The sequence below is a fragment of the Marmoricola sp. URHA0025 HA25 genome (assembly GCF_054059435.1).
Map to the genome: position 1 here is coordinate 2,157,959 of NZ_JBSSCD010000001.1, position 23,970 is coordinate 2,181,928.

23 protein-coding genes are annotated in these 23,970 nt (G+C 72.1%); 2 read left to right on the forward strand and 21 right to left on the reverse strand.

Annotated elements, in window-relative coordinates:
- Nucleotides 1–97 precede the first annotated feature (97 nt).
- Nucleotides 98–598, forward strand: a complete 501-nt coding sequence (locus ACVW00_RS10600) for a cyclic nucleotide-binding domain-containing protein (protein WP_457110858.1) — start codon at nt 98–100, stop codon at nt 596–598.
- Here ACVW00_RS10600 and ACVW00_RS10605 read toward each other — a convergent pair whose 3' ends face one another.
- Nucleotides 599–1,318, reverse strand: coding sequence for a metallophosphoesterase family protein (locus ACVW00_RS10605; protein ID WP_457110859.1), 720 nt, complete (start codon nt 1,316–1,318; stop codon nt 599–601).
- Between the two features lie 65 nt (nt 1,319–1,383).
- On the reverse strand, nt 1,384–2,043 hold the full coding sequence (gene rpe, locus ACVW00_RS10610) for a ribulose-phosphate 3-epimerase (protein ID WP_457110860.1): 660 nt from the start codon (nt 2,041–2,043) through the stop codon (nt 1,384–1,386).
- A 65-nt stretch (nt 2,044–2,108) separates the two neighbouring features.
- Between rpe and ACVW00_RS10615 the strand changes: the two genes are divergently transcribed.
- Entirely contained in the window at nt 2,109–4,169 is a 2,061-nt protein-coding gene (locus ACVW00_RS10615; RefSeq protein ID WP_457110861.1) for a M3 family metallopeptidase, read from the forward strand.
- A gap of 10 nt (nt 4,170–4,179) precedes the next feature.
- Here ACVW00_RS10615 and ACVW00_RS10620 read toward each other — a convergent pair whose 3' ends face one another.
- From ACVW00_RS10620 to pyrR, 19 genes are all read right to left on the reverse strand, one after another.
- A complete protein-coding gene (locus ACVW00_RS10620; RefSeq protein ID WP_457110862.1) occupies nt 4,180–5,508 on the reverse strand; it encodes an RsmB/NOP family class I SAM-dependent RNA methyltransferase in 1,329 nt (442 codons plus the stop codon).
- Nucleotides 5,477–5,929: a hypothetical protein gene (locus tag ACVW00_RS10625; RefSeq protein WP_457110863.1), complete on the reverse strand. Its 453-nt coding sequence runs from the start codon at nt 5,927–5,929 to the stop codon at nt 5,477–5,479. Before ACVW00_RS10625 ends, ACVW00_RS10620 begins: the two co-directional genes overlap by 32 nt.
- 9 nt (nt 5,930–5,938) lie before the next feature.
- Nucleotides 5,939–6,883 carry a methionyl-tRNA formyltransferase gene (gene fmt, locus ACVW00_RS10630; protein ID WP_457110864.1) on the reverse strand — a complete coding sequence of 315 codons (945 nt, stop codon included), beginning with the start codon at nt 6,881–6,883 and terminating at the stop codon, nt 5,939–5,941.
- Between the two features lie 2 nt (nt 6,884–6,885).
- Entirely contained in the window at nt 6,886–7,428 is a 543-nt protein-coding gene (def, locus tag ACVW00_RS10635) for a peptide deformylase (RefSeq protein ID WP_457110865.1), read from the reverse strand.
- A gap of 138 nt (nt 7,429–7,566) precedes the next feature.
- Nucleotides 7,567–9,612 carry a primosomal protein N' gene (locus tag ACVW00_RS10640; RefSeq protein WP_457110866.1) on the reverse strand — a complete coding sequence of 682 codons (2,046 nt, stop codon included), beginning with the start codon at nt 9,610–9,612 and terminating at the stop codon, nt 7,567–7,569.
- A gap of 178 nt (nt 9,613–9,790) precedes the next feature.
- On the reverse strand, nt 9,791–10,984 hold the full coding sequence (gene metK, locus ACVW00_RS10645; RefSeq protein ID WP_457110867.1) for a methionine adenosyltransferase: 1,194 nt from the start codon (nt 10,982–10,984) through the stop codon (nt 9,791–9,793).
- A gap of 131 nt (nt 10,985–11,115) precedes the next feature.
- Nucleotides 11,116–12,390 carry a bifunctional phosphopantothenoylcysteine decarboxylase/phosphopantothenate--cysteine ligase CoaBC gene (coaBC, locus tag ACVW00_RS10650; protein ID WP_457110868.1) on the reverse strand — a complete coding sequence of 425 codons (1,275 nt, stop codon included), beginning with the start codon at nt 12,388–12,390 and terminating at the stop codon, nt 11,116–11,118.
- 13 nt (nt 12,391–12,403) lie between these two features.
- Complete coding sequence (rpoZ, locus tag ACVW00_RS10655) at nt 12,404–12,703, reverse strand: DNA-directed RNA polymerase subunit omega (RefSeq protein WP_457110869.1); 300 nt, start codon at nt 12,701–12,703, stop codon at nt 12,404–12,406.
- Nucleotides 12,704–12,758: 55 nt separating this feature from the next.
- Nucleotides 12,759–13,349 carry a guanylate kinase gene (gene gmk, locus ACVW00_RS10660; protein WP_457110870.1) on the reverse strand — a complete coding sequence of 197 codons (591 nt, stop codon included), beginning with the start codon at nt 13,347–13,349 and terminating at the stop codon, nt 12,759–12,761.
- Complete coding sequence (gene mihF, locus ACVW00_RS10665) at nt 13,342–13,662, reverse strand: integration host factor, actinobacterial type (protein ID WP_457110871.1); 321 nt, start codon at nt 13,660–13,662, stop codon at nt 13,342–13,344. The genes gmk and mihF overlap by 8 nt, the downstream gene beginning before the upstream one ends.
- A gap of 115 nt (nt 13,663–13,777) precedes the next feature.
- The gene (locus ACVW00_RS10670) at nt 13,778–14,221 is read right to left on the reverse strand and encodes a hypothetical protein (protein ID WP_457110872.1); all 444 of its coding nucleotides are present in this window, start codon (nt 14,219–14,221) and stop codon (nt 13,778–13,780) included.
- Nucleotides 14,218–15,051 (reverse strand): orotidine-5'-phosphate decarboxylase, encoded by an 834-nt coding sequence (pyrF, locus tag ACVW00_RS10675; protein WP_457110873.1) that lies wholly within the window; start codon nt 15,049–15,051, stop codon nt 14,218–14,220. Before pyrF ends, ACVW00_RS10670 begins: the two co-directional genes overlap by 4 nt.
- Nucleotides 15,048–16,097, reverse strand: a complete 1,050-nt coding sequence (locus tag ACVW00_RS10680; protein ID WP_457110874.1) for a quinone-dependent dihydroorotate dehydrogenase — start codon at nt 16,095–16,097, stop codon at nt 15,048–15,050. The genes pyrF and ACVW00_RS10680 overlap by 4 nt, the downstream gene beginning before the upstream one ends.
- Complete coding sequence (gene carB, locus ACVW00_RS10685) at nt 16,094–19,411, reverse strand: carbamoyl-phosphate synthase large subunit (protein ID WP_457110875.1); 3,318 nt, start codon at nt 19,409–19,411, stop codon at nt 16,094–16,096. The genes ACVW00_RS10680 and carB overlap by 4 nt, the downstream gene beginning before the upstream one ends.
- Before the next feature lie 3 nt (nt 19,412–19,414).
- A complete protein-coding gene (gene carA, locus ACVW00_RS10690; RefSeq protein WP_457110876.1) occupies nt 19,415–20,536 on the reverse strand; it encodes a glutamine-hydrolyzing carbamoyl-phosphate synthase small subunit in 1,122 nt (373 codons plus the stop codon).
- Nucleotides 20,529–20,987, reverse strand: a complete 459-nt coding sequence (locus tag ACVW00_RS10695; protein WP_457110877.1) for a PH-like domain-containing protein — start codon at nt 20,985–20,987, stop codon at nt 20,529–20,531. The genes carA and ACVW00_RS10695 overlap by 8 nt, the downstream gene beginning before the upstream one ends.
- Nucleotides 20,987–22,312 (reverse strand): dihydroorotase, encoded by a 1,326-nt coding sequence (locus tag ACVW00_RS10700; RefSeq protein ID WP_457110878.1) that lies wholly within the window; start codon nt 22,310–22,312, stop codon nt 20,987–20,989. The genes ACVW00_RS10695 and ACVW00_RS10700 overlap by 1 nt, the downstream gene beginning before the upstream one ends.
- Nucleotides 22,309–23,292, reverse strand: coding sequence for an aspartate carbamoyltransferase catalytic subunit (locus tag ACVW00_RS10705; protein ID WP_457110879.1), 984 nt, complete (start codon nt 23,290–23,292; stop codon nt 22,309–22,311). The genes ACVW00_RS10700 and ACVW00_RS10705 overlap by 4 nt, the downstream gene beginning before the upstream one ends.
- The gene (gene pyrR / locus ACVW00_RS10710) at nt 23,289–23,870 is read right to left on the reverse strand and encodes a bifunctional pyr operon transcriptional regulator/uracil phosphoribosyltransferase PyrR (protein WP_457110880.1); all 582 of its coding nucleotides are present in this window, start codon (nt 23,868–23,870) and stop codon (nt 23,289–23,291) included. The genes ACVW00_RS10705 and pyrR overlap by 4 nt, the downstream gene beginning before the upstream one ends.
- Between the last annotated feature and the right edge of the window lie 100 nt (nt 23,871–23,970).

Consider the following 23,970-nt stretch of genomic DNA (forward strand, 5'->3'; position numbering starts at 1 on the left):
GGACAAGCCTGCCACATGGCGGGACGGGAAGCCGTGTGAGACGACTCACGCGCCCGGAATGAGACGATGGGACTCCCGACGGCGCCTGGGAGGGCTCGTGACCGATCTGCTGGCCTACGCCACCGAGCTGCCGCTGCTGAGCGTGGCACCCGGCGAGACGCTCATCGAGGAGGGCACCAGCCCCGGACGCATGTTCGTGCTCCAGGAGGGCGCGGTCGTGATCGAGCACGACGGCGTCCCCTTCGCCCGGATCGACACCCCGGGAGCGGTCTTCGGCGAGATGGCCTGGGTGCTGGAGAAGCCCGCGACCGCGACGGTGCGTGCGGTCGGCGAGGTCGAGGTGCGGGTCGTCGACGATCCGATGCTGTTCTTCACCGATGCGCCCGGCGCCGCGCTCACGGTGCTCAGGACGACCGCATCACGCCTGGACGGGCTGACCCAGTACCTCGTCGACGTCAAGCAGCAGTTCGGCGGGGAGGACGGCCACCTCGGCATGGTCGGCCAGATCCTCGACCACCTCGTGCACCACCAGGGCCCGAGCGCCCGGACCGGATCGGCACGCGATCCCGAGGGAGACCACCCGCACGACCACGAGTGATCAGGCGAGGCTGACCGTCTCGGACTCGAACACCCCGAACCAGTGCGCGGTCTCGGCGTGCGTGTCGATGGTGATGTGCGGGGGCACCTTGCCGATCTGCTTGCCGGCGTTGAACACCCACGTCCGGCCGAGCCGTGCGTGCCAGGTGCCGCCGTCGATCCAGGGCGCCTGGTGGATGTGGCCGCAGAAGACCAGCTCGGGCTGCAGCTCCTCGATCCAGTCCGCCAGCTGCTGGTCGGGAAACGTGCGCCGGCCGTCGTTGCACAGCGGCGTCCCGGCAGGCGGTGCGTGGTAGAGCCAGACCCACCGCGCGGGACGGTCCACGGCCGCCGCTCGCAGCTGCTCACCGACCTCGTCGCGGGTCACCGGGCCGTCCCACCAGGGACAGACCGTGAACCGGGTGTCGTCGACGTCGACGCTGGAGCCGTCGAGGTGCAGGGACTCGTGGTCGGAGCTGCCCAGCCAGCCCGCGGTCTGCTCGCCATGTGCTCCCGGACCGTCGAGATCATGGTTGCCCGAGGCCGCGAACACCGAGGCGCGGTCGGCGAGCAGGCGCAGGTACTTGGTCAGCACGACGGTCTGCACCTCGTGCGGCACCGGGCTCACCACGTCGGCGAGGTCACCGGCAAGGGCCACCACGTCGACGTCGTCGGCGGCACCGACCAGCCAGTCGTAGTGCGGCAGCCGGTAGTGCAGGTCGGACGCGACCAGAATGCGCATAACGGGCATCGTTGCAGTTTCGGACATTTGCCCGCACTCAGGTCGCAAGCCGGACTAGACGGATGTCAGCCGGAGCCGGCCGCCAGTGAGCGCAGTCGCTGCACCATGGCGTCCGGGTCGTCCGCCGCGAAGACCGCCGAGCCGGCCACGAACACGTCGGCGCCCGCCTCGGCGCAGCGCTCGATCGTCTCCGTCGAGACCCCGCCGTCGACCTGGAGCCACACCTCGAGGCCCGCGGCGGAGATCAGCTCACGGGTGCGCCGGATCTTCGGCAGGCACACGTCGAGGAACTTCTGGCCGCCGAAGCCGGGCTCCACGGTCATGATCAGCAGCATGTCGAGCTCGCCGAGCAGGTCGGCGTACGGGTCGATGGGGGTCGCCGGCTTGAGGGCCATCGACGCCCGGGCCCCCTTGGCCCGGAGCTCCCGCGCGAGCCGGACCGGCGCCTTCGCCGCCTCGACGTGGAAGGTGACCGACCCGGCGCCAGCCTCGGCGTACGCCGGCGCCCAGCGGTCCGGGTCCTCGATCATCAGGTGCGCATCCAGGGGCAGGTCGGTCGCCTTGGCCAGCGACTCGAACACCGGGACCCCGATGGTCAGGTTGGGGACGAAGTGGTTGTCCATGACGTCGAGGTGCACCCAGTCGGAGCTCGGGATGCGGGCCACCTCGTCGGCGAGGCGGGAGAGGTCGGCGTTGAGGACGCTCGGCGTGATCTGGATGCCCATGACGGGGCTGATCCTAGGCCGCCCGCGTGCGGGCGCGCCCACGCGGGTTGGGGCAGGATGTCGGCATGCTGCCGGCTGACAACCCGTTCGCGCTCGCGAGCCCGCTGCCCGACGAGTACCCGGTCTTCGACCGGATCCGGTTAGAGCACTACCGCCCGGCGTTCGACGCGGGGATGGCGGAGCAGCGCGCCGAGGTCGCGGCCATCGGCGCCTACCCGGACCCGCCGACGTTCGCCAACACCGCGGAGGCGCTCGAGCGCTCGGGGGCGATCCTGCGGCGGGTGGGCGGGGTGTTCTTCAACCTCGTCGCGAGCGACTCCACACCCGCGATGCGCGAGCTCGCGGTGGAGCTCGCGACCGAGCTCAGCGAGCACCGCGACGCCGTCCACCTCGACCCGGCGCTGTTCGAGCGCCTCGCGTCGGTGCACGCGACGCGTCACGACTCGGGGTTGACCGACGAGCAGGTCAACCTTGTCGAGCGCCTGCACACCGACTTCGTGCGCGCCGGGGCAGCACTCGACGAGGACGACCAGGCCACCCTCCGCGGGCTCAACAGCCGGCTCGCTGCCCTCGGCGAGCGGTTCGTCCAGCACGTGCTCGAGGACGCCAACGACCTCGCGCTGCACCTGACCGATGCGGATGACCTCGACGGATTGTCCGCCGACGTCGTCGACTCCGCGCGGCGAGCAGCCGTGGAGCGAGGCGTCGAGGGCTGGCTGCTGTCGCTCGTGTCACCCACGGTGCAGCCGGCGCTCGGGTCGCTGCGCCGACGCGACGTGCGCCGACGGCTCTTCGAGGCCTCGACCACGCGAGCCATGCGCGGAAACTCCCATGACACCCGCGAGACGCTGGCGGAGATCGCCGCCCTTCGGGCGCGCCGGGCAGCCCTGCTCGGGTTCCCGAGCCACGCGGCGTACGTCGTCGAGGACCAGACCGCCGGAAGCGTCGAGGCCGTGACGACGCGGCTGGAAGCGCTTGCCGCACCCGCGATCCGCAACGTCGCGACGGAACGGTCAGTGCTCGAGGAGGCAGCTCGGGCGGACGGCCTCGCCGGTCCCCTGGAACCGTGGGACTGGGCCTACTACAGCGAGCGGGTGCGCGCCGAGCAGTACGACGTCGACGAGTCGCGGCTGCGGCCGTACCTCGCCCTCGAGAACGTCCTGCGCGAAGGCATCTTCGCGGCCGCCGCCCAGCTCTACGGGCTCGAATTCGAGCAGCGCACGGACCTGCCGCTGCCGCACCCGGACGCCGAGGTCTTCGAGGTCACGGATGCCGCGGGCACGCATCTCGGGCTCCTCGTGTGCGACTGGTTCACCCGCGACTCGAAGGGCGGCGGCGCCTGGATGGACGAGTTCGTCGGTCAGTCCAGGCTGCTCGGCACGCGCCCCGTCGTCACCCTCAACCTGAACATCCCCAGGCCCGCGCCCGGCCACCCGGCGCTGATGACCACCACCGAGGTCACCACGGCGTTCCACGAGTTCGGCCACGCCCTGCACGGGTTGCTCTCGGACTGCACCTACCCGCGCACCTCCGGCACGCACGTCGCGCGCGACTTCGTCGAGTTCCCCTCGCAGGTGAACGAGATGTGGGCCTGGTGGCCCAGCCTGCTCTCGGCGTACGCCGTGCACCACGAGACCGGCGAGCCGATTCCCGGCGAGCTCGTGGAACGCCTGCACGCGGCGGAGTCGCACGGCCGGGGCTTCGCGACCCACGAGCACCTCGCTGCGGCGGTCCTGGACTGGGAGTGGCACCAGGTGTCCCCCGCCGAAGAGCCCATGTCCGCGGACCAGGTCGAGGCCTTCGAGCGCGCGGCGCTCGAGCGGCACGGCCTGCGCGACCCGCTGATCCCGCCGCGCTACCGCAGCACCTACTTCGTGCACGTCTTCAGCGACGGTCCCGACACCTATGCCGCGAACTACTACGGCTACATGTGGAGCGAGACGCTGGATGCCGAGACGGTGGACTGGTTCCGCGCCAACGGCGGCCCGACGAGGGCGAACGGCGACCGGTTCCGCGACCTCGTGCTCTCGCGCGGCGACACCGTCGACCTGATGGCCGCGACGGCCGCGCTGCTCGGGCACGAGCCAGCCCTGGAGCCGCTGTTGGTGCGCCGAGGGCTCACCTGACCGGTCGCCCTCAGGTGCGGCGCAGCAGGGCGATGAACATCGCGTCCGTGCCGTGGCGGTGCGGCCAGAGCTGGATCGCCCCGGCCAGGTGTGCCGACTCCGCGTCGTCGACCTCGGGCACCAGGTCCAACGCGGGCTCGAGGCGTACGTCGGACCGCCGGCCGAGCACCGTGGAGACGACACCGGCGGTCTCCTCGACCACCGGCGAGCAGGTCGCGTACACCACCACTCCCCCGGCGCGCACCGAGTCGACCGCGCTCTCCAGCAGGGCGACCTGCAGCGGGACCAGCTCGTCGACGTCGGCTGCCCGCCGTCGCCACCGGCTCTCCGGACGACGCCGGAGTGCCCCGAGCCCGGTGCAGGGGGCGTCGACCAGAGCGCGGTCGAACGACCCGGCGCTCCAGGCCGGCACCGTGCCGTCGCCGGCGATGACCCCGGCGAGACCCGCCCTCGTTGCTCGCGTCGCCTGGGCGACCAGGCCGGCACGGTGCGGCTGGCGCTCGTTGGCCAGGACCCGAGCCGCGGTCTGGGTGGCGAGCGCGGCGAGCAGGGCGGTCTTGCCGCCCGGGCCGGCGCACAGGTCCAGCCACCGGGTGTCCCCACCGACGAGCTGCGCCCGGGTGAGCGCGAGGGCGACCAGCTGCGAGCCGGCGTCCTGGACCCCGGCTCGTCCCTCCCGGACCGCGGCGAGCTCACCGGGGTCGCCGCCCGGCAGCGTCACGGCGTACGGCGAGACCGCGAGCGGCGTGCCGCCGAGCTCCTCACGCGACGCCAGGCCGGGCCGGGCGACGAGCGTGACCGCGGGCCGCTCGTTGTCCGCCCGGAGCAGTGCCTCGAGCTCGTCGGGCCGCTCGAGGGCACGGTCGAGCGCGTCGACCACCCACTGGGGGTGCGAGAGCCGCTCGGCGACCGGTCGGCCGCTGAGCCACTCCTCGAGGCTCCGCTGCGCGACCTTGCGGAGCACGGCGTTGACCAGGCCCGCCGGGCGGCGCCCGATGCGCTCCTTGACGAGCTCGACCGACGAGTCGACCGCGGCGTGCGTGGGCACCCGCATCGACAGGAGCTGGTGGACGCCGAGGCGCAGTGCGTTGCGCACCGGCTCGTCGAGCGGCTGGCGCACGAGCTGGTCCACGACGGCGTCGTAGGCGCCGCGGAGGCGGAGCGTCCCGCCGACCAGCTCGGTCGCGAGCGCCGCGTCGCGGCCCGAGATGCGGCGCTCCCGCAGCAGCCGGGACAGCTCGAGGTTGGCGTAGGCGTCCTGCTCGGCGACGGCGTGCAGCACGTCGAACGCGACCAGGCGCGCCGGGTCAGTCCTCGCCACGACCTGCGGCCAGTGCATCTCCGGAGTGCGCCTTGACCAGGCTCTTCGGCGCGCACGCCCGCCACGCGTCGGCGATCACCTCGGCAAGCTCGTCACGGGAGATCTCGCCGAGCCGGGAGAGCCGGACCAGCACCGCGTCGTAACCCCGGAAGTGCGGGACGGTGAAGAACGGGCCGTTCGCCTCGACGAGCGCGCGGGTGTCGTCGTCGTTGCCGGTGCGGATGACCAGCAGGTCGTCGTACATCTCGCCGGTCTCGGGGTCGATCGCGGTCTTGTGGGGCTTGCGGTACATCACGAAGCCGCGCCCCTTCGGGCCCGAGGGGCCGGACCGGTGCGGCACCAGCCAGGTCGGCACGTCGCCCCAGCTCGCGCCGAACCACGTCTCGGGCAACGACCCGCAGATCTGGTCGACGTCGGCAGGCATGGCACGACGGCTCATGACGCGAGGCTACTCACCCAGTCGGGCGCCGGTCTCGAGCCGGACGCCGCGCGCCCAGTCGGCGGCCGGCATCGCCTTCTTGCCGAACGGCTTGACCTCGCCGAGGCGCACCGGTGCACTGCCGGTGCCGACGTGGACGGCGTCCTTGGCGACCTCGAGGACGCCCGGCGCCAGCGGGTCGTGGCCCGCCCAGGAGTCCACCAGCGTGACCGGCCCGAGCTTCAGCCGCTCGCCCGCGTGCGTCGTCCACGCGCCGGGCGCCGGGGTGCACGCGCGGGTCAGCCGGTCGATCGCGAGCCCCGGATCGGTCCAGTCGACGCGGGCGTCCTCGACGAGCACCTTCGGTGCGTAGCTGATGCCCTCCTCGGGCTGCTCGCGCGCCTCCAGGGACCCGTCCTCGATGCCGTCGAGCGTGGCGACGAGCAGGCCGGCGCCGCCCTCCGCGAGCTTGGCGAGCAGGCTGCCCGCGGTGTCGTCGGAGCGGATCGTCTGGGTCATCAGCCCGTACGTCGGCCCGGCGTCGAGCTCCTTGACGATCCGGAACGTCGTCGCGCCGGTCACCTCGTCGCCGGCCAGGATGGCGTGCTGCACCGGTGCGGCACCGCGCCAGTGCGGCAGCACCGAGAAGTGCAGGTTGACCCAGCCGTGCCGCGGGATCGCGAGCGCGGACTCGGGCAGCAGCGCCCCGTAGGCGGCGACCGGGCAGCAGTCCGGCTCGAGGGCGGCCAGCGCCGTCTGGAAGTCGCCGTCGCGGGGGTGGGCGGGCTTGAGCACCGGTACGTCCTCCGCTCGTTCTTCGACCCATTGCGCCACCGGGGAGGCGACCAGGTGACGGCCTCGGCCCGCGGGCGCGTCGGGACGCGTCACCACCCCGACGAGCTCGTGGCTGCTGGCTGCGATTGCCTCCAGTGCGGGGATCGCCACCTCGGGCGTGCCGGCGAAGACGACTCGCACGGTCAGAGCCCGAGCCCGCCGGTCGCGTGCGGGGACAGCCGCACCTGGGTGTCGGTCCCGAACCACTCGGACTCGCGGATCGCCTTCATGGCCGCACGTCGAGCCTCGCGGTCGAGCCGGTCGATGAACAGGATCCCGTCGAGGTGGTCGGTCTCGTGCTGGATCGCCCGCGCCAGCAGCTCCGAGCCCTCGACCACCAGCGGCTCACCGTGCACGTCGAAGCCGTGGGCGACGACGTCGCGGGCCCGCAGGCAGTCGATCGACAGCCCCGGGAGCGAGAGGCAGCCCTCGGGGCCGTCCTGCGTCTCCTCGGAGAGCCGGAGCTGCGGGTTGACGAGGTGGCCGACCTGTCCCTCGACGTACCAGGTGAAGACCCGCAGGCCGACACCGATCTGCGGAGCGGCGAGGCCGGCTCCGGGAGCGTCCAGCATCGTGTCGGTCAGGTCCGCGACCAGGGTGCGCAGCTCCTTGTCGAAGTCGGTGACCGGCGCCGCGGCGGTGCGCAGGACCGGGTCGCCGAACAGCCGGATCGGCCTGATGGACACGTGCTTCTCCTCGTGGGGTCGTGCGGGGAACGTGTGGGGTCGGGCGGGAACGTCTCGGGTCGGGCGGGGAACGTCTCGGGTCGGGCGGGGAACGTCGGTGGTCGGGCGGGAACGTCGGTGGTCGAGCCTAGTCGAGACTCAACCCAGGCTGACCGGGTCGACCTCGACGCGCAGGTGCGGCTCCTTGCGTGCTGAGCGCTGCGCCTGCATCCGCACCAGCGCCGCCGACAGGTCGGCGCCCGCAGCCCGCGGCACCCGTACGACGTACCGCTGCGTCGTGGTCTCCTCCCCCTCCGGGACCGGGCCGAGCACCTCGGCACCGGCCGGCAAGGACAGCGTGGCGAGCGCGGTCTCGAGCTCGTCGGCATCGCCGGACAGGGTCGCGACCCGGGAGGCGGGCGGCAGGTGCGCGGTGCGACGCTCCTCCATCTCGCGGCGGGCGAATCCGGAGTGGTCCCAGCGCACCAGCGCCTGCAGCGCCGGGTGGCCGGGATCGCCGACCGCGATCACGTGCCGCGGCGCCGCCCCGGAGCCGACGAGCGCGGCTGCGTTGGTCCAGCGGCGCAGGGCCTCCTCGGCCGCCCGCAGGTCGGACCTCGCCAGCAGGAGCCAGGTGTCGAGCAGCACGACGGCGGCGTACCCGCCGGGAACCGTCGGCTCGGCACCGGGCGTGGCGACCACGATCGCCGGCTTCGCGGGGACCTCGGTCAGCACCCGGTCGCCCGAGGAGCTGCGGACCGGCACGGACGGGAACGCGCGGCCGAGCTCCTCGGCGGTCCGCCGCTCCCCCACGACCGGGGCGCGAAGTCCGCGACCGCCGCACTCGCGGCAGCTCCAGGCGTCCGCGACGGTGCCGCACCAGGCGCACTCGGGCGGACGGCCCGTGGCCGTGATCCGCAGCGGGCCGTGGCACACGCTGCACTCGGCCGGCGTGCGGCACTGGTCACAGGTCAGCCTGGTCGCGTAGCCCGCGCGTGGCGTCTGCACCAGCACCGGTCCGCTGACCAGCCCGGTGCGGATCGTCTCGAACGCGTCGCGGGGCAGCCGCGCGGTGCGGGCCGCCGGGTCGCGGGCGAGGTCGAAGCTGGTGTCGCCACTGACGGTCACGCTGACCCGGCGCCTCAGGTCCTCGCGCGGCAGCGTCACCTCCTGCGCCCAGCCGCTGTGCAGGAGGTACTCGGCCTCGACGCTGCGCGCGTGGCTGCCGACCACCGCGGCCACTCCCGCGCGCTGTGCGCGCATGAGCAGCACCTCGCGTACGTGCGGGTAGGGCGCACGCGGCTCGGCGTGCAGGTCGTCACCGTCGTCCCAGACCGCGACCAGGCCGAGGTCGTGCACCGGGGCGAACGCGGCGGCGCGGGTGCCGATGACGATGCGGGCGTCGCCGCGGGAGACGGCCAGGAAGGCCGCGTAGCGCTGGGCCGGGCCGGCATCGGCCACCAGTACGACGTGGGCGCCCGCGCCGAGTCGCCGCACGAGCGCTGCATCGAGCTGGTCGACGTCACGCCGGTCGGGCAGGCACACCAGCGCGCCGCGACCGGTGTGGCGGGTCGCGAGCACGGCCTCCGCGAGGAGCGCCGGCCAGTCGTCCCCGGGCGCCGCGGTCCACACTGCCCGGGCCGGCTCACCGCGACCCAGGGCGTCGATCAGCGCCCTGCCTCCCTGGTACGCCGACCAACGACCGGGCTCGGGCTCCGCCGACGGGACGGGGAAGGCGGGTCGGGGTGCCTTCTCGGTGGTCGCGTGCCGCGGTGGGACGGCGAGCCGCAGGACGTCGGAGCGCGTGCCGGCGTACCGGGCGGCGACCTCGGCCACGAGGTCGGCGACCTCCGGGGTCAGCACGGGCTCCGGGCTGACGACCCGGCGCAGGGGCTGCAGTCGGCCCGGGTGCTCTGACTCCGCGACCCGCGCGAGGACGAACCCGTCGACGTCCTGCCCGGCGAAGCGCACCTTGACCCGGCACCCGGGCACGGCGGCCTCCGCCATCGTCTCGGGGACCGCGTAGTCGAACTCGCGGTCCAGGTGCGCGAGCGGGACGTCGACCAGCACGCGCGCGACCGGATCGACCGCGGCCAGCGCGGCCGGCTTCTTCTCCACCGGCGGCTTGGCCTTCCGGGCCTCCGCACGGGCGACCCCGGGCAGCGAGAGCTGGGTGTCGCCCTCCGGTTCCTGCCCCGCCGTCATGGCGCCATCCAACCAGCCGGTCCCGACGTCCCGATCCCCCGGTGACTGCCCAGGAGCGCCGAGGCGGCGCAGATGAAAGAGCTCGGCTTTCATCTGCGCCGCCTCGAGGCGTTTCAGGCTTTCATCTGCGCCGCCTCGGCGTCGTTCGGGCTTTCACCTGCGCCGCCTCGGCGTTGGTTCAGATGCCGGCGACCTTCTTGAGCTGGTCGGCGCGGTCGGTGCGCTCCCAGGTGAACTCGGGGAGCTCGCGACCGAAGTGCCCGTAGGCCGAGGTGAGCGCGTAGATCGGCCGCTTCAGGTCGAGGTCGCGGATGATCGCGGCGGGGCGCAGGTCGAAGACCTCGAGGACCGCCTTCTGGATCGTCTCGTCGGAGACCACGCCGGTGCCGAAGGTCTCGATGAAGACGCCGACCGGGGCCGCCTTGCCGATCGCGTAGGCGACCTGGGCCTCGCAGCGACGGGCCAGGCCCGCGGCCACGACGTTCTTGGCGACCCAGCGCATCGCGTACGCCGCCGAGCGGTCGACCTTCGAGGGGTCCTTGCCAGAGAAGGCGCCACCGCCATGACGGGCCATGCCGCCGTAGGTGTCGACGATGATCTTGCGGCCGGTCAGGCCGGCGTCGCCCATCGGGCCGCCGACCACGAACGTGCCGGTCGGGTTCACCAGCAGGCGGTAGCCCTCGGAGGGGATGTCGAACGTCGCGAGGACCGGGTCGATCACGTGCTGCTTCACGTCGGCCTGCAGCTGCTCGAGGCTGACCTCTTCGGCGTGCTGGCTCGACAGGACGACGGTGTCGACCTTGACGGGGCGGTCCTGCTCGTCGTACTCGATGGTGACCTGGGTCTTGCCGTCGGGCCGCAGGTAGTCCAGCGTGCCGTTCTTGCGGACCTCGGTGAGCTTCTCGGCCAGGCGCTGGGCGATGCTGATCGGGAGCGGCATCAGCTCCTTGGTGTCGTCGCACGCGTAGCCGAACATCAGGCCCTGGTCACCGGCGCCCTGGCTGTCGAGCTCGTCGCCCGAGCCGCCGACGCGGGCCTCGTGGCCCTTGTCCACGCCCTGGGCGATGTCGGGCGACTGGGTGCCCAGGGCGATCTGGACACCGCAGGAGTTGCCGTCGAAGCCCTTCACCGACGAGTCGTAGCCGATCTCGAGGATCTTCTTGCGCACCAGCTGGGCGATCGGCGCGTAGGTCTTGGTGGTCACCTCACCGGCGACGATGACGAGGCCGGTGGTCAGCATCGTCTCGCAGGCGACCCGGCTGTCAGGGTCGTCGGCGAGCATCGCGTCCAGCACGGTGTCGCTGATCGCGTCGGCGATCTTGTCCGGGTGACCCTCGGTCACCGACTCGGAGGTGAACAGACGTCCAGTCACTTGGTTCTCCTGCAGTTTCCCTGGCCGGATCTCGACCAGTAGGTAGGGCTATCCATGGTGGGCAAGAACGGTCAGCCTAACCGACTGTCCTCATCGTGAGACGGCATCTCAGGAGACGACTCCCGCACCAGTCAACGCGCTTGCAGCAGGGAGGTCACGCGGTCCCAGATCACCTGCGCCAGCGCGCTCTTCGAGCCACGGGCCACGGGGCTGGCCTCGCCGTCGGCACCGAGCACGACGGCCTCGTTGTCCTCGGCGCCGAAGACCTTTCCGCCGGCGACGTCGTTGACGACCAGGAGGTCGCAGCCCTTCCGGGCGAGCTTGGCCCGGGCGTGGTCCATCACCGTGCCCGACTCGTCGCCCGTCTCCGCGGCGAAGCCGACCACGACGAGCCCGGGGTTGGGCCGGTCGTGCGCGAGTCCGGCCAGGATGTCGGGCGTCTGGACCAGGCGGATGTCCGGCACCGACCCGTCGTCGGTCTTCTTGATCTTGGCCTCCGCCAGGCTCTCCGGCCGGAAGTCGGCGGGCGCCGCGGCCATCACCACGGCGTCGGCCGACTGGCAGGCAGCCACGACCTCGACCTGCAGCTGCTCGGTCGTCTCCACCCGGACCACCTTGACGCCCGCAGGGTCGGGGAGGGAGACGTTCGCCGCCACCAGGGTGACCTCGGCGCCACGCGCGGCAGCGGTGCGGGCCAGGGCGTAGCCCTGCAGCCCGGAGGACCGGTTGCCGAGGAAGCGCACCGGGTCGAGGTACTCACGGGTGCCGCCGGCGGACACGACCACGTGCCGCCCGGCGAGGTCCTGCGTCGCCGTGGCCCCGGTGGAGACCCGCGAGAGCAGGTCGGTGGCGATCGCGAAGATCTCCGCCGGCTCGGGCAGCCGGCCCTTGCCGGTGTCGGCCCCGGTCAGGCGGCCCTCGGCCGGCTCGATGACCAGGGCGCCACGCTCGCGCAGGGTCGCGACGTTGGCGACCGTGGCCGGGTGCTCCCACATCTCGGTGTGCATCGCCGGGGCGAACACCACCGGGCAGCGCGCGGTGAGGAGCGTGTTGGTGAGCAGGTCGTCGGCGAGGCCGTGCGCCGCCTTGGCCAGCACGTTGGCGGTCGCGGGCGCGACGACGACGAGGTCGGCGGTCTGGCCGAGCCGCACGTGCGGCACCAGGTGGACGTCGGTCCACACGTCGGTCGCCACCGGCTTGCCCGACAGGGCGGCCCACGTCGGGGCTCCGACGAACTCCAGCGCCGCCTCGGTCGGCACGACGGTCACCTCGAAGGCGCCGGGGCCTGCCTCCTTGAACAGCCGGAGGAGCTCACAGGCCTTGTATGCGGCAATCCCGCCGCTCACGCCGAGGACGACGTGAGGGCGGGACTGGTCGGTCGACGTGGTCGACGAGCTGGTGGTCACGACCCGGAGGGTGCTACTCGGTCGCTGCCTCGGCGGCGGCCTCTTCGGGGTCGATGTCCTCACAGACCAGCAGGTCCTCGCTGATCTCGCGGAGCGCGATCGACAGCGGCTTCTCCTGGACGTGGGTGTCGACCAGCGGGCCGACGTACTCCAGCAGGCCCTCGCCGAGCTGGGAGTAGTAGGCGTTGATCTGCCGAGCACGCTTGGCGCTGTAGAGCACCAGCTTGTACTTGGAGTCGGTCTTGGTCAGGAGGTCGTCGATCGGGGGGTTGGTGATCCCCTCGGCAACGGGCAGGGAGCCGGACACGCTCATCGAGCCTCTCGGAGGTTGGAAAGTCTGCAGTGCGCAGCGTCCTGGGCAGAAGGCCTCAGGACCGCATCAACTCTACCAACTGTTCGGCCGCAGCGGGAATCGTGTGGTTCACGACCGTCGCGTCGAACTCCGGCTCGGCTGCCAGCTCGGCGCGCGCGGTCGCCAGCCGCCGCTCGCGCTCGGCCTCGTCCTCGGTGCCACGACCGACGAGGCGGCGGACCAGCTCGTCCCACGAGGGCGGCGCCAGGAACACGAACCTGGCCTCCGGCATCCGGTCCCGCACCTGGCGGGCACCCTGCAGGTCGATCTCGAGCAGGGCGGGCCTCTGCTGCGCGAGCGCCTGGTCCACCGGCAGCCTGGGAGTGCCGTAGCGGGCGTGCTGGTGGACCACCGCCCACTCGAGCAGCTCGCCGCCGGCGACCAGCCGGTCGAACTCCTCGTCGTCCACGAAGTGGTAGTGCACGCCGTCGACCTCGCCGGGACGCTGCCTCCGGGTGGTGACGGAGACGGAGATCCAGATCTCAGGATGGTGCTCGCGCAGCCAGGCGGTGACGCTGCCCTTGCCGACTGCGGTCGGGCCCGCCAGCACCGTCAGTCGTGCAGGGGGCCGGTCCGCCTCGCGATGGGCTGTCTCGGCGTCAGTCACCGGAGCCGAACTCGGCGACCAGTGCCGCGACCTGCTTGGCGCCGAGGCCGCGCACGCGGCGGCTCTCGGAGATCTTGAGCCGGTCCATCACCTGGGCGGCCCGGACCTTGCCCAGGCCGGGCATGGACTGCAGCAGCTCGTTGACGCGCATCTTGCCGATCACCTCGTTGTGCTCGCCCTCGGCGAGAACGTCGGCGATCGACGCGCCGGAGTGCTTGAGCCGGTTCTTGACCGCGGCCCTCTCCCGACGGGAGGCCGCGGCCTTGTCCAGGGCCGCTCTGCGTTGCTCGGGGGTGAGTGGTGGCAACGCCACAGCCGTGACCTCTTCTCGATGCTCGACGTGCAGGTCAGCGCGGGCACCTGCGGTGTGCAGCAATGTAGTCAGCAGTGCTCACCGGCTGCAACGCGGGCCACCGGAAACGCAGGTCTCACAGGCCCAGCTGCAGCTTGCAGACGTCCTTCGCGTGCTGCTCGATGCCGTCGGCTGCCTCGACCACGTCGGCCGACGACAGCTCACTGGCCGCCGACGCGATCCGGTTGCGGGCGTCCTCGCCGAGGCCGGCCGGCGGCTTGCCGTCCACGAAGTCGCCCGGCGCCACGTGCAGGTCGCTCAGCGTCCCGGCAAAGGCGTCCAGCGCCCCGAGGAACGTCTGCCACTCGTCGCCGAGGTCGTCCGGAGCCTTGTCGGCGAGCGCGTGCAGCGCGGCCCGGTGCTTCAGCAGCCCGAGCCCACTGGTGTCGTCCTGCATCTGGGCGAAGAGCGGCTGGTCGGCCTTCAGCGCGTCGCAGTAGCCCTTGTCGCTGCCGCCGCCGCACGCCTGCAGCGAGAGCAGCAGGACAGCACCGAGAGTCGCTAGGCGGGCCCGGCTCATCCGACGAGCGCCGCGAACTCGGCGGCTGCGCGCTCCGCGGCCGCTCGCAACGACGCCGGGTCCGGCCCGGCGCCGAGGATCTCGCGGCTGCTGCTCGGCAGGACCTTGTCGAGGACGCCGGCGAAGATCCGGCGTACGTCGTCAGCGGTGCCGCCCTGCGCGCCGATCCCGGGCACGAGCAGCGGGCCGTTGACGTCGAGATCGATCTCGCCGCCGGGAGCGTCGATGGTGGCGCCCACGACCGCACCGAACGAGCCGAGCGATTGTGCCCCTGCGTTGGCCGCGCGCAAGGAGTCGAGCACGGTCGCGGCGACCATCCGGCCGTCGGGCGTGGTGGCCCGCTGCACCTGGGCGCCCTCCGGGTTGGAGGTCAGGGCCAGCACGAAGACGCCGGCGTCGTGCTTGGCCGCGCTGTCGAGCATCGGCGCCAGGCTGCCGAAGCCGAGGAACGGGCTGGCGGTGATGGCGTCGGCCGCGATCGGGGACGACGGGTCGAGGTAGGCGTCGGCGTAGCCCTGGGCCGTCGAGCCGATGTCGCCGCGCTTGACGTCGAGCACCACCAGGGCGCCGGCCTCGCGGCAGGTGTGCACCACCCGCTCGAGCACCGCGATCCCGCGCGACCCGAACCGCTCGAAGAACGCGGACTGCGGCTTGACCGCCGCGACAGTCGGGCCGAAGGCCTCAGCCGCGGTCAGCGAGAAGCGCTCGAGCCCCTCGACGGTGTCGGGGAGGCCCCACGCGGCCAGCAGGCCGGAGTGCGGGTCGATGCCGGCGCACAGCGGTCCGCGGGTGTCCATGGCGGCACGCAGCCGGGCTCCGAACGTGGTCATCGACGTCGCTCCTCAGCGAGGGCGGCGTTGATGCGCCGCGGCCAGAGTGGTCCTTCGTAGACGAATGCGGTGTAGGCCTGCAGCAGGTCGGCGCCGGCGGCGATCCGCTCGACGGCGTCGTCGACGGAGGCGATGCCACCGACGCCGATCAGCGTGACCTCGTCGCCCACCCGCTCCCGGAGCAACCCGATCACCTCGAGGGCGCGGCGTCGCAAGGGCGCTCCGGAGAGACCGCCGGCACCGGCGCGCTCGACCGCCTCCGGGGGCGAGGAGAGACCTTCGCGACTGGTCGTCGTGTTGGTCGCGACGATGCCGTCGAGCCCGATCGCCAGCGCCAGGTCGGCGACGGCCAGCACGTCGTCGTCGTCGAGGTCGGGGGCGATCTTCACCAGGAGCGGCACCCGCCTCTCGGTGACCTCGTCGGCGCGACGGCGTACGGCGCGCAGGAGCGGCTCGAGCTTGACCACCGACTGCAGGTCGCGGAGTCCGGGGGTGTTCGGCGAGGACACGTTGACGACCAGGTAGTCGGCGTGGGGCGCGAGCAGCCCGGTGCTCTTCTCGTAGTCGCCGATCGCGGCGTCCTCCGGCACGACCTTGGTCTTGCCGATGTTGATCCCGAGCACGGGTCCACGCCGGGTCCGCCTGCGTCGCGCCAGTCGCCTCGCCACCGCCTCGGCACCGTCGTTGTTGAAGCCCATCCGGTTGACCACCGCCCGGTCGGCCGGCAGCCGGACCAGGCGGGGCTGCGGATTGCCGGGCTGCGGCTCGCCGGTGACGGTGCCGATCTCGACGAACCCGAAGCCGAGGGCGCCCAGTGCGTCGATGCCGACGGCGTTCTTGTCGAAGCCGGCCGCGAGCCCGAGCACACCGGGGAAGTCGATGCCCATGGTGTGCACGCCGGTCCGCCCCCGACGGTGGTCGAGCCTGTCGAAGCCGCGCAGGGCGGGTGCGGCCGCCCGGATGCCGGCGAAGGCCGCATGGTGCGCGCGTTCGGGGTCGACCCGGGTCAGCACGCGGTCGAACAGCGCACGGTACGGACCGGTCATCCAGGACCGTCCAGCGCGGGCACGATGGCGGCGGCGGCCCACTCCTGCAGCGAGCGCACCCCGATCGACCCGGCCCGCTGCGCCTGGATCCCCTGCACGGCGGCGGCGAGCCCCTGCACGGTCGTGATCGACGGGACCCCGGCCAGCACCGCGGCCGTGCGGATCTCGTAGCCGTCCATGCGCGAGTCGCCGCCCGCGCCGCTGCCTGCCGGCGTGTTCACGATGAGGTCGACCTGGCCGTCGAGGATCAGCTGCACCGACGTCGGCTCGCCGTTCGGCCCGGTGCCCTCGAAGTGCTTGCGGACCACGGTGGCCTTGATGCCGTTGCGGCGCAGCACGTCGGCGGTGCCCTGGGAGGCGTAGATCTCGAACCCGGAGTCGGCCAGCACCTTGATCGGGAAGATCATCGTGCGCTTGTCACGGTTGGCCATGCTCACGAACACGCGACCCGAGGTGGGCAGCGATCCGTACGCCGCGGCCTGCGACTTGGCGAAGGCGGTGCCGAAGTCGGCGTCGAACCCCATCACCTCACCCGTCGACTTCATCTCCGGTCCGAGGAGGGTGTCGACGTGGCCGCCGTCGGGGGTGCGGAACCGGTTGAACGGCATCACCGCCTCCTTCACGGCGATGGGAGCGTCACCGGGCAGCTCGCCGCCGTCCTTGACCCGCAGGACGCCGGCCTCGCGCAACGACGCGATCGACTCGCCGAGCATGATCCGGGCGGCCGCCTTGGCAAGGGGCGTCGCCGTCGCCTTGGAGACGAACGGCACCGTGCGGCTGGCCCGCGGGTTGGCCTCGAGCACGTAGAGCACGTCGGCGCCGAGCGCGAACTGGATGTTCAGCAGGCCGACCACCCCGATGCCCCGGGCGATCGCCTCGGTGGCCTCGCGGATCCGCAGGATCTCCCGCGCACCCAGCGTGATCGGCGGCAGCGCGCAGGCCGAGTCGCCCGAGTGGATCCCGGCCTCCTCGATGTGCTCCATCACCCCGCCCAGGTAGAGGTCGGTGCCGTCGAACAGCGCGTCCACGTCGATCTCGACGGCGTCGTCGATGAACCGGTCGACCAGGACGGGGCGGTCAGGGCTCACCTCGGTCGCCGCCGCGATGTAGCCGCGCAGCGCGTCGTCGCCGTACACGATCTGCATGCCCCGGCCGCCGAGCACGTACGACGGCCGCACGAGGACCGGGTAGCCGATCTCGGCGGCGATCTCTTGCGCCTCGGCGAACGAGCTCGCAGTGCCGTGCTTCGGCGCGACCAGCCCGGCCTCCTTGAGCACCCGGCCGAACGCGCCGCGCTCCTCGGCCAGCTCGATCGCCTCAGGCGTGGTGCCCACGATCGGGACGCCGGCGTCCTCGAGGCCCTGGGCGAGTCCCAGCGGGGTCTGCCCGCCGAGCTGGCAGATCACTCCGGCCACCGGGCCCGCCTTGGTCTCGGCGTGCACGATCTCGAGCACGTCCTCCAGGGTCAGCGGCTCGAAGTACAGCCGGTCGGAGGTGTCGTAGTCGGTGGAGACCGTCTCGGGGTTGCAGTTGACCATCACGGTCTCGTAGCCGGCCTCCGAGAGCGCCAGGCACGCGTGGACGCACGAGTAGTCGAACTCGATGCCCTGCCCGATCCGGTTGGGTCCGGAGCCCAGGATGATGACGGCCGGCTTCTCCCTCGGCTGCACCTCCGTCTCCTCGTCGTAGGAGCTGTAGTGGTACGGCGTGCGCGCCGCGAACTCGGCCGCGCAGGTGTCCACGGTCTTGTAGACCGGCCGGATGCCGAGGGCGTGCCGCACACCGCGGACGACGTCCTCGCCCAGGTTGCGCATCTTGGCGAGCTGGGCGTCGGAGAAGCCGTGCCGCTTGGCCCTGCGCAGCAGCGCCGGGGTCAGCTCCTCGGCGTCGATGACCTCCATGGCGATCTCGTTGATCAGCGCGAGCTGGTCGACGAACCACGGGTCGATGCCGGTGGCCTCGTGGACCTCCTCCGGCGTGGCACCTGCCCGGATCGCGTCCATCACCACCTTCAGCCGGCCGTCCGTGGGCCGCCGGATCTGCTCGAGGAGCGCCTGCTTGTCGAGGTCGACCCAGCGGTGGTGCCAGTCGAAGGCGGCGTCGTTCTTCTCCAGGCTGCGCAGGGCCTTCTGCAGCGCCTCGGTGAAGTTGCGGCCGATCGCCATGGCCTCGCCGACCGACTTCATGTGGGTGGTGAGCGTGGTGTCGGCCGTCGGGAACTTCTCGAACGCGAACCGAGGCACCTTCACCACGACGTAGTCCAGCGTCGGCTCGAAGCTCGCCGGGGTCTCGAGGGTGATGTCGTTGGGGATCTCGTCGAGTGTGTAGCCGATCGCGACCTTCGCGGCGATCTTCGCGATCGGGAAGCCGGTCGCCTTCGACGCCAGCGCGCTGGACCGCGACACCCGGGGGTTCATCTCGATCACGACGACCCGGCCGTCGGCCGGGTTCACGGCGTACTGGATGTTGCAGCCGCCGGTGTCGACGCCGACCGAGCGGATGATCCCGATGGCGAGGTCGCGCAGGTGCTGGTACTCGCGATCCGTGAGGGTCATCGCCGGCGCCACCGTGATCGAGTCACCGGTGTGCACGCCCATCGGGTCGAGGTTCTCGATGGAGCACACGATCACGACGTTGTCGGCCTGGTCGCGCATGACCTCGAGCTCGTACTCCTTCCAGCCGATGATCGACTCCTCGAGGAGCACCTCGGTGGTCGGGCTGGCGGAGAGTCCGGCACCGGCGATCCGGTGCAGGTCGCGCTCGTCGTAGGCGATGCCCGAGCCGGTGCCGCCCATCGTGAAGGACGGCCGGACCACGACGGGGTAGCCGAGCTGCTCCGCCGCACCGAGGCAGTCGTCCATGGAGTGGCAGATGACGCTGCTGGCGACCTCTCCCCCGAGCTCCTCGACGATCTTCTTGAACGACTGGCGGTTCTCCCCGCGGTGGATCGCCTCGATGCTCGCGCCGATCAGCTCCACGCCGTACTTCTCCAGGACGCCGTTCTCGGCCATCGCGATGGCGGTGTTGAGCGCGGTCTGGCCGCCCAGCGTCGCGAGCAGCGCGTCGGGGCGCTCCTTCTCGATCACCTTCTCGACGAACTCGGGCGTGATCGGCTCGACGTAGGTGGCGTCGGCGAACTCCGGGTCGGTCATGATCGTGGCCGGGTTGGAGTTGACCAGGATGACCCGGAGGCCCTCCTCCTTGAGCACCCGACAGGCCTGCGTGCCCGAGTAGTCGAACTCGCACGCCTGCCCGATGATGATCGGCCCGGAGCCGATCACCAGGACGGACTTGAGGTCTTCGCGCTTCGGCACGGGTCAGGCCTTCCGGTCGTTCATGAGGTCGAGGAAGCGGTCGAACAGGTAGGCCGCGTCGTGCGGACCGGCGGCCGCCTCCGGGTGGTACTGCACCGAGAACGCGGCGAGCCGGCCGTCCGCGTCCCGCAGCTCCAGGCCCTCGACCACGTCGTCGTTGAGGCAGACGTGGCTCACGGTCGCCTCCCCGTAGGGCGTCGTCGTGCTGCCCTCGAGCGGGGCATCGACGGCGAACCCGTGGTTGTGCGCCGTCACCTCGACCTTGCCGGTGGTGCGGTCCATCACGGGCTGGTTGATGCCCCGGTGGCCGTACTTGAGCTTGTAGGTGCCGAACCCGAGCGCCCGGCCGAACAGCTGGTTGCCGAAGCAGATCCCGAAGTACGGCAGGCCGCGCTCCAGGGCGTCCTGGAGGAGGGCGATCTGATGGGTGGTCGCCGCCGGGTCACCCGGCCCGTTGGAGAAGAACAGGCCGTCGGGCTGCACGGCCAGGACGTCGTCGATGGTCGCCGTCGCCGGCAGCACGTGCACCTCGATGCCGCGCTCGCTCATCATCCGCGGGGTGTTCGCCTTGATGCCGAGGTCGACGGCCGCGACGGTGGCCACCTTCGGGCCGACCGCGGGGACGACGTAGGCCTCGGAGGTGGTGACCTCGTCGGCGAGCTCAGCGCCGCTCATCTCCGCGCTCGCCAGCACGCGCTCGAGCAGTGCCCTCGGGTTGCTCTCGACGCTCGAGATGCCGACGCGCATCGCACCGCGCTCGCGCAGGTGCCGCGTCAGGGCGCGCGTGTCGATGCCGCTGATCCCGACCACGCCCTGGTCGCGGAGCGCGTCGTCCAGCGTGCCGGTCGAGCGCCAGCTGGAGGGCATCCGGGCCGGGTCGCGGACGACGTACCCGCTGACCCAGATGCGGCTGGACTCCGGGTCGTCGTCGTTCATCCCGGTGTTGCCGATGTGCGGCGCGGTCATCACCACGACCTGGCGGTGGTACGACGGATCGGTCAGCGTCTCCTGGTAGCCCGTCATCCCGGTCGAGAACACCGCCTCGCCGAAGGTCTCCCCCGTCGCGCCGTAGGACTCGCCGCGGAACGTGCGCCCGTCCTCCAGGACCAGGATCGCCTCAGTCATCGTTGCCCCTTGCCATCTTCGAGATCGTCCGCACCCAGGCGCCCACGTCCGGGGCGCGGGTGCCGTCCTTCACCGTCTTGCTGGGCTCCATCCGGAAGCCGGTCTCCCAGCGGTGCCCGCCGTGCGCCCAGCGGACCAGGAGCAGGTCCGGCACCACCTTGCCCTTGAACCTCTCACCACCGGCAGCACCCCGGAGCGCGCCGACCGGGATGCGGAACGAGCCGGCGATGCGGATCACGTCGAGCGCCTCGGTGGACAGCGACAGCCGGGCAGCGCTGCGCGCCGAGAGGGACTGCCCGATCACCGTCTCGCCGGACTCGTCCACGGTGCCGAGATAGCGGGCGGCCGCCTGCAGCTTCGCCGTCGGCAGGTCGGCCACCGGAGGGGGCGCGACCAGCGGCGGGAATCGCGGCGCCCGCCTGCGCAGCAGGGAGATCCGGGGTGGGGTCATCAGGTGAGCTTTCCGTCGAGCACGGTCGGCTTGCCACGGAGGAACGTGGCGACGACACGACCGGGCAGCTCCAGGCCGGCGTACGGGGTGTTCCGGGAGAGCGACGCCATCTCGCTGGCCTCGACGGTGCGGGTCGCGGAGGCGTCGTACAGCACCAGGTTGGCCGGCTCGCCCTCGGCGATCGGCCGGCCGTGGCCGTCGAGCCGCCCGATCCGCGCCGGCACGTAGGACATCCGCTCGGCGACCCCGGCCCAGTCGACCAGTCCCGGGTCGACCATGGTCTGCTGCACGATCGACAGCGCCGTCTCCAGCCCGAGCATCCCGAAGGCGGCGGCCTGCCACTCGCAGTCCTTGTCCTCGTGGGGGTGCGGGGCGTGGTCGGTCGCGACGACGTCGATGGTCCCGTCTGCCAGGCCCGCACGCACCGCCGTCACGTCGGCCTGCGTGCGCAGCGGCGGGTTCACCTTGTAGATCGGGTCGTAGGTGGCGGCCAGCTCGTCGGTGAGCAGCAGGTGGTGCGGACAGGCCTCGGCGGTCACGCTCCAGCCACCGTCCTTCTGCGACTGCGCCTTCGCCCAGCGCAGGATCTCCACCGATCCGGCGGTCGAGACGTGGCAGACGTGCAGCCGCGACCCGACGTGGGCGGCCAGCAGGCAGTCGCGGGCGATGATCGCCTCCTCGGCCACCGCGGGCCAGCCCCGAAGACCGAGCCGGCCGCTCAGCTCACCCTCGTTCATCTGCGCCTCTTCGGTGAGCCGCGGCTCCTGGGCGTGCTGGGCGATCACGCCGTCGAAGGCCTTGACGTACTCCAGCGCGCGGCGCATGAGCACCGGGTCGGAGACGCACTTGCCGTCGTCGGAGAAGACCCGCACGCGCGCGGCCGAGTCGGCCATCGCGCCGAGCTCGGCGAGCCGCTCCCCCGCGAGCCCGACGGTGACGGCGCCGACCGGGAACACGTCGCAGTAGCCGGCCTCGCGCCCCAGCCGCCACACCTGCTCCACGACACCGGCCGTGTCCGCGACCGGGTCGGTGTTCGCCATCGCGTGCACGGCAGTGAAGCCGCCCATGGCCGCGGCACGCGTGCCTGTCTCGACGGTCTCGGCGTCCTCGCGACCCGGTTCACGCAGGTGGGTGTGCAGGTCGACGAGGCCCGGCAGCGCGATCAGGCCGGTGGCGTCGATCGTCTCGACTGGTCGGGTCTCGACTGATCGCTCGCTGGCGCTCGCTGCTCGACCACCGATGGCCGCGATCCTGCCGTCCTCGATGAAGATGTCGACCGGGTCTCCACCGAGGACCCGTGCGTTCCTGATCAGGTATTCGCTCATGCGGAGCCCTCCTCGGCCGGCACGGCCTCGGTCGTCGAGAGGGCCGGCTCGTTGCCGCCCAGCAGCAGGTAGAGGACGGCCATCCGGACCGCGACCCCGTTGGTGACCTGCTCGACGATCACCGAACGCTCGGAGTCGGCGACGTCGGCGGTGATCTCCATGCCGCGGATCATCGGGCCCGGGTGCATCACGATCGTGTGGTCCTGCAAGGTCGCCATCCGGCGCGCGTCGAGGCCGTAGCGGCGGGAGTACTCCCGGACGCTGGGGAAGTACGACGCGTTCATCCGCTCGCGCTGGACCCGCAGCATCATCACCACGTCGGTCTTGGGCAGCACGGCGTCGAGGTCGTAGGAGGTCTGGACGTTCCAGGTGTCCACGCCGTACGGGAGCAGCGTCGGCGGCGCCACCAGGGTGACCTCGGCCCCCAGCGTGTGCAGGAGAAGGGCATTGGAGCGCGCCACCCGGCTGTGCAGCACGTCGCCGACGATCGCGACCCGCCGCCCGTCGAGGCTCTGCCCCTTCTCCGGGGCGAGGTGCCGGGTCATCGTGAAGGCGTCGAGGAGCGCCTGGGTCGGGTGCTCGTGCGTCCCGTCGCCGGCGTTGATCACGCTCGACCGCGACCAGCCGGCGTTGGCCAGGTTGTGCGGTGCGCCGGACGCCCAGTGGCGTACGACGACGGCGTCGGCGCCCATCGCCTCGAGGGTCAGGGCGGTGTCCTTGAGCGACTCGCCCTTGCTCAGCGAGGAGCCCTTCGCGGAGAAGTTGATGACGTCGGCCGACAGTCGCTTGGCCGCGGCCTCGAAGGAGATCCGGGTGCGGGTGGAGTCCTCGAAGAAGAGGTTCACGATCGTGCGACCGCGCAGGGCGGGCAGCTTCTTGATCGGCCGGTCGGCGAGCGAGCGGAGCTCCTCGGCGGTGGCGAGGATCAGCTCGGCGTCGTCGCGGCTGAGGTCCGCTGCGCTCAGCAGGTGCTTCTTCACTTGATGGTCACCGAGTCCTCCCCGTCGTGCTCGCTCAGGCGTACGGCGACCGACTCGGCCGTCGAGGTCGGCAGGTTCTTGCCGACGAAGTCGGCCCGGATCGGCAGGTCGCGGTGGCCGCGGTCGACCAGCACCGCGAGGCGCACCGCGCGGGGACGGCCGATGTCGTTCATCGCGTCGAGCGCGGCCCGGATGGTGCGGCCGGAGTAGAGCACGTCGTCGACCAGCACGACGGTCTTGTCGTCGATGCCGCCGGATGGGATCTCGGTGGGGAGCAGCGTGCGCGCCGGGCGCATCCGGAGGTCGTCGCGGTACATGGTCACGTCGAGCGAGCCGACCGCCACCTCGATGCCCTCCACCTCGGAGATCTTCTCGGCGATCCGGCGGGCGAGGTGCACACCGCGGGTGGGGATGCCGAGGAGCACCAGGTCGCTCGAGCCGCGGTTGCGCTCGAGGATCTCGTGCGAGATGCGGGTCAGTGCCCGGGTGACGTCACGGGCGTCGAGCACCGTGCGGCCCGGATCGGACGGCGCAGCGGCGTCGGACTGGGCGGCGAGCTCGGGTCGGGTAGGCGACATCGCGCCTGACCTCCTTCTCCGCCTCACGGGACGGATCGTTAAAGGATGTCGAACAGGGCAGATCCTAACAGGCCGGCGACGGCCGAGGACCGGCGCAACC

Bases quoted from the DNA above. Each gene is read 5' to 3' on its own strand.
- ACVW00_RS10605 (WP_457110859.1), bottom strand. From the start codon at position 1,318: ATGCGCATTCTGGTCGCGTCCGACCTGCACTACCGGCTGCCGCACTAC.
- rpe (WP_457110860.1), bottom strand. From the start codon at position 2,043: ATGGGCATCCAGATCACGCCGAGCGTCCTCAACGCCGACCTCTCCCGC.
- ACVW00_RS10615 (WP_457110861.1), top strand. From the start codon at position 2,109: ATGCTGCCGGCTGACAACCCGTTCGCGCTCGCGAGCCCGCTGCCCGAC.
- ACVW00_RS10620 (WP_457110862.1), bottom strand. From the start codon at position 5,508: ATGCACTGGCCGCAGGTCGTGGCGAGGACTGACCCGGCGCGCCTGGTC.
- ACVW00_RS10625 (WP_457110863.1), bottom strand. From the start codon at position 5,929: ATGAGCCGTCGTGCCATGCCTGCCGACGTCGACCAGATCTGCGGGTCG.
- ACVW00_RS10640 (WP_457110866.1), bottom strand. From the start codon at position 9,612: ATGACGGCGGGGCAGGAACCGGAGGGCGACACCCAGCTCTCGCTGCCC.
- rpoZ (WP_457110869.1), bottom strand. From the start codon at position 12,703: ATGAGCGTGTCCGGCTCCCTGCCCGTTGCCGAGGGGATCACCAACCCC.
- ACVW00_RS10670 (WP_457110872.1), bottom strand. From the start codon at position 14,221: ATGAGCCGGGCCCGCCTAGCGACTCTCGGTGCTGTCCTGCTGCTCTCG.
- pyrF (WP_457110873.1), bottom strand. From the start codon at position 15,051: ATGACCACGTTCGGAGCCCGGCTGCGTGCCGCCATGGACACCCGCGGA.
- ACVW00_RS10680 (WP_457110874.1), bottom strand. From the start codon at position 16,097: ATGACCGGTCCGTACCGTGCGCTGTTCGACCGCGTGCTGACCCGGGTC.
- carA (WP_457110876.1), bottom strand. From the start codon at position 20,536: ATGACTGAGGCGATCCTGGTCCTGGAGGACGGGCGCACGTTCCGCGGC.
- ACVW00_RS10695 (WP_457110877.1), bottom strand. From the start codon at position 20,987: ATGACCCCACCCCGGATCTCCCTGCTGCGCAGGCGGGCGCCGCGATTC.
- ACVW00_RS10700 (WP_457110878.1), bottom strand. From the start codon at position 22,312: ATGAGCGAATACCTGATCAGGAACGCACGGGTCCTCGGTGGAGACCCG.
- pyrR (WP_457110880.1), bottom strand. From the start codon at position 23,870: ATGTCGCCTACCCGACCCGAGCTCGCCGCCCAGTCCGACGCCGCTGCG.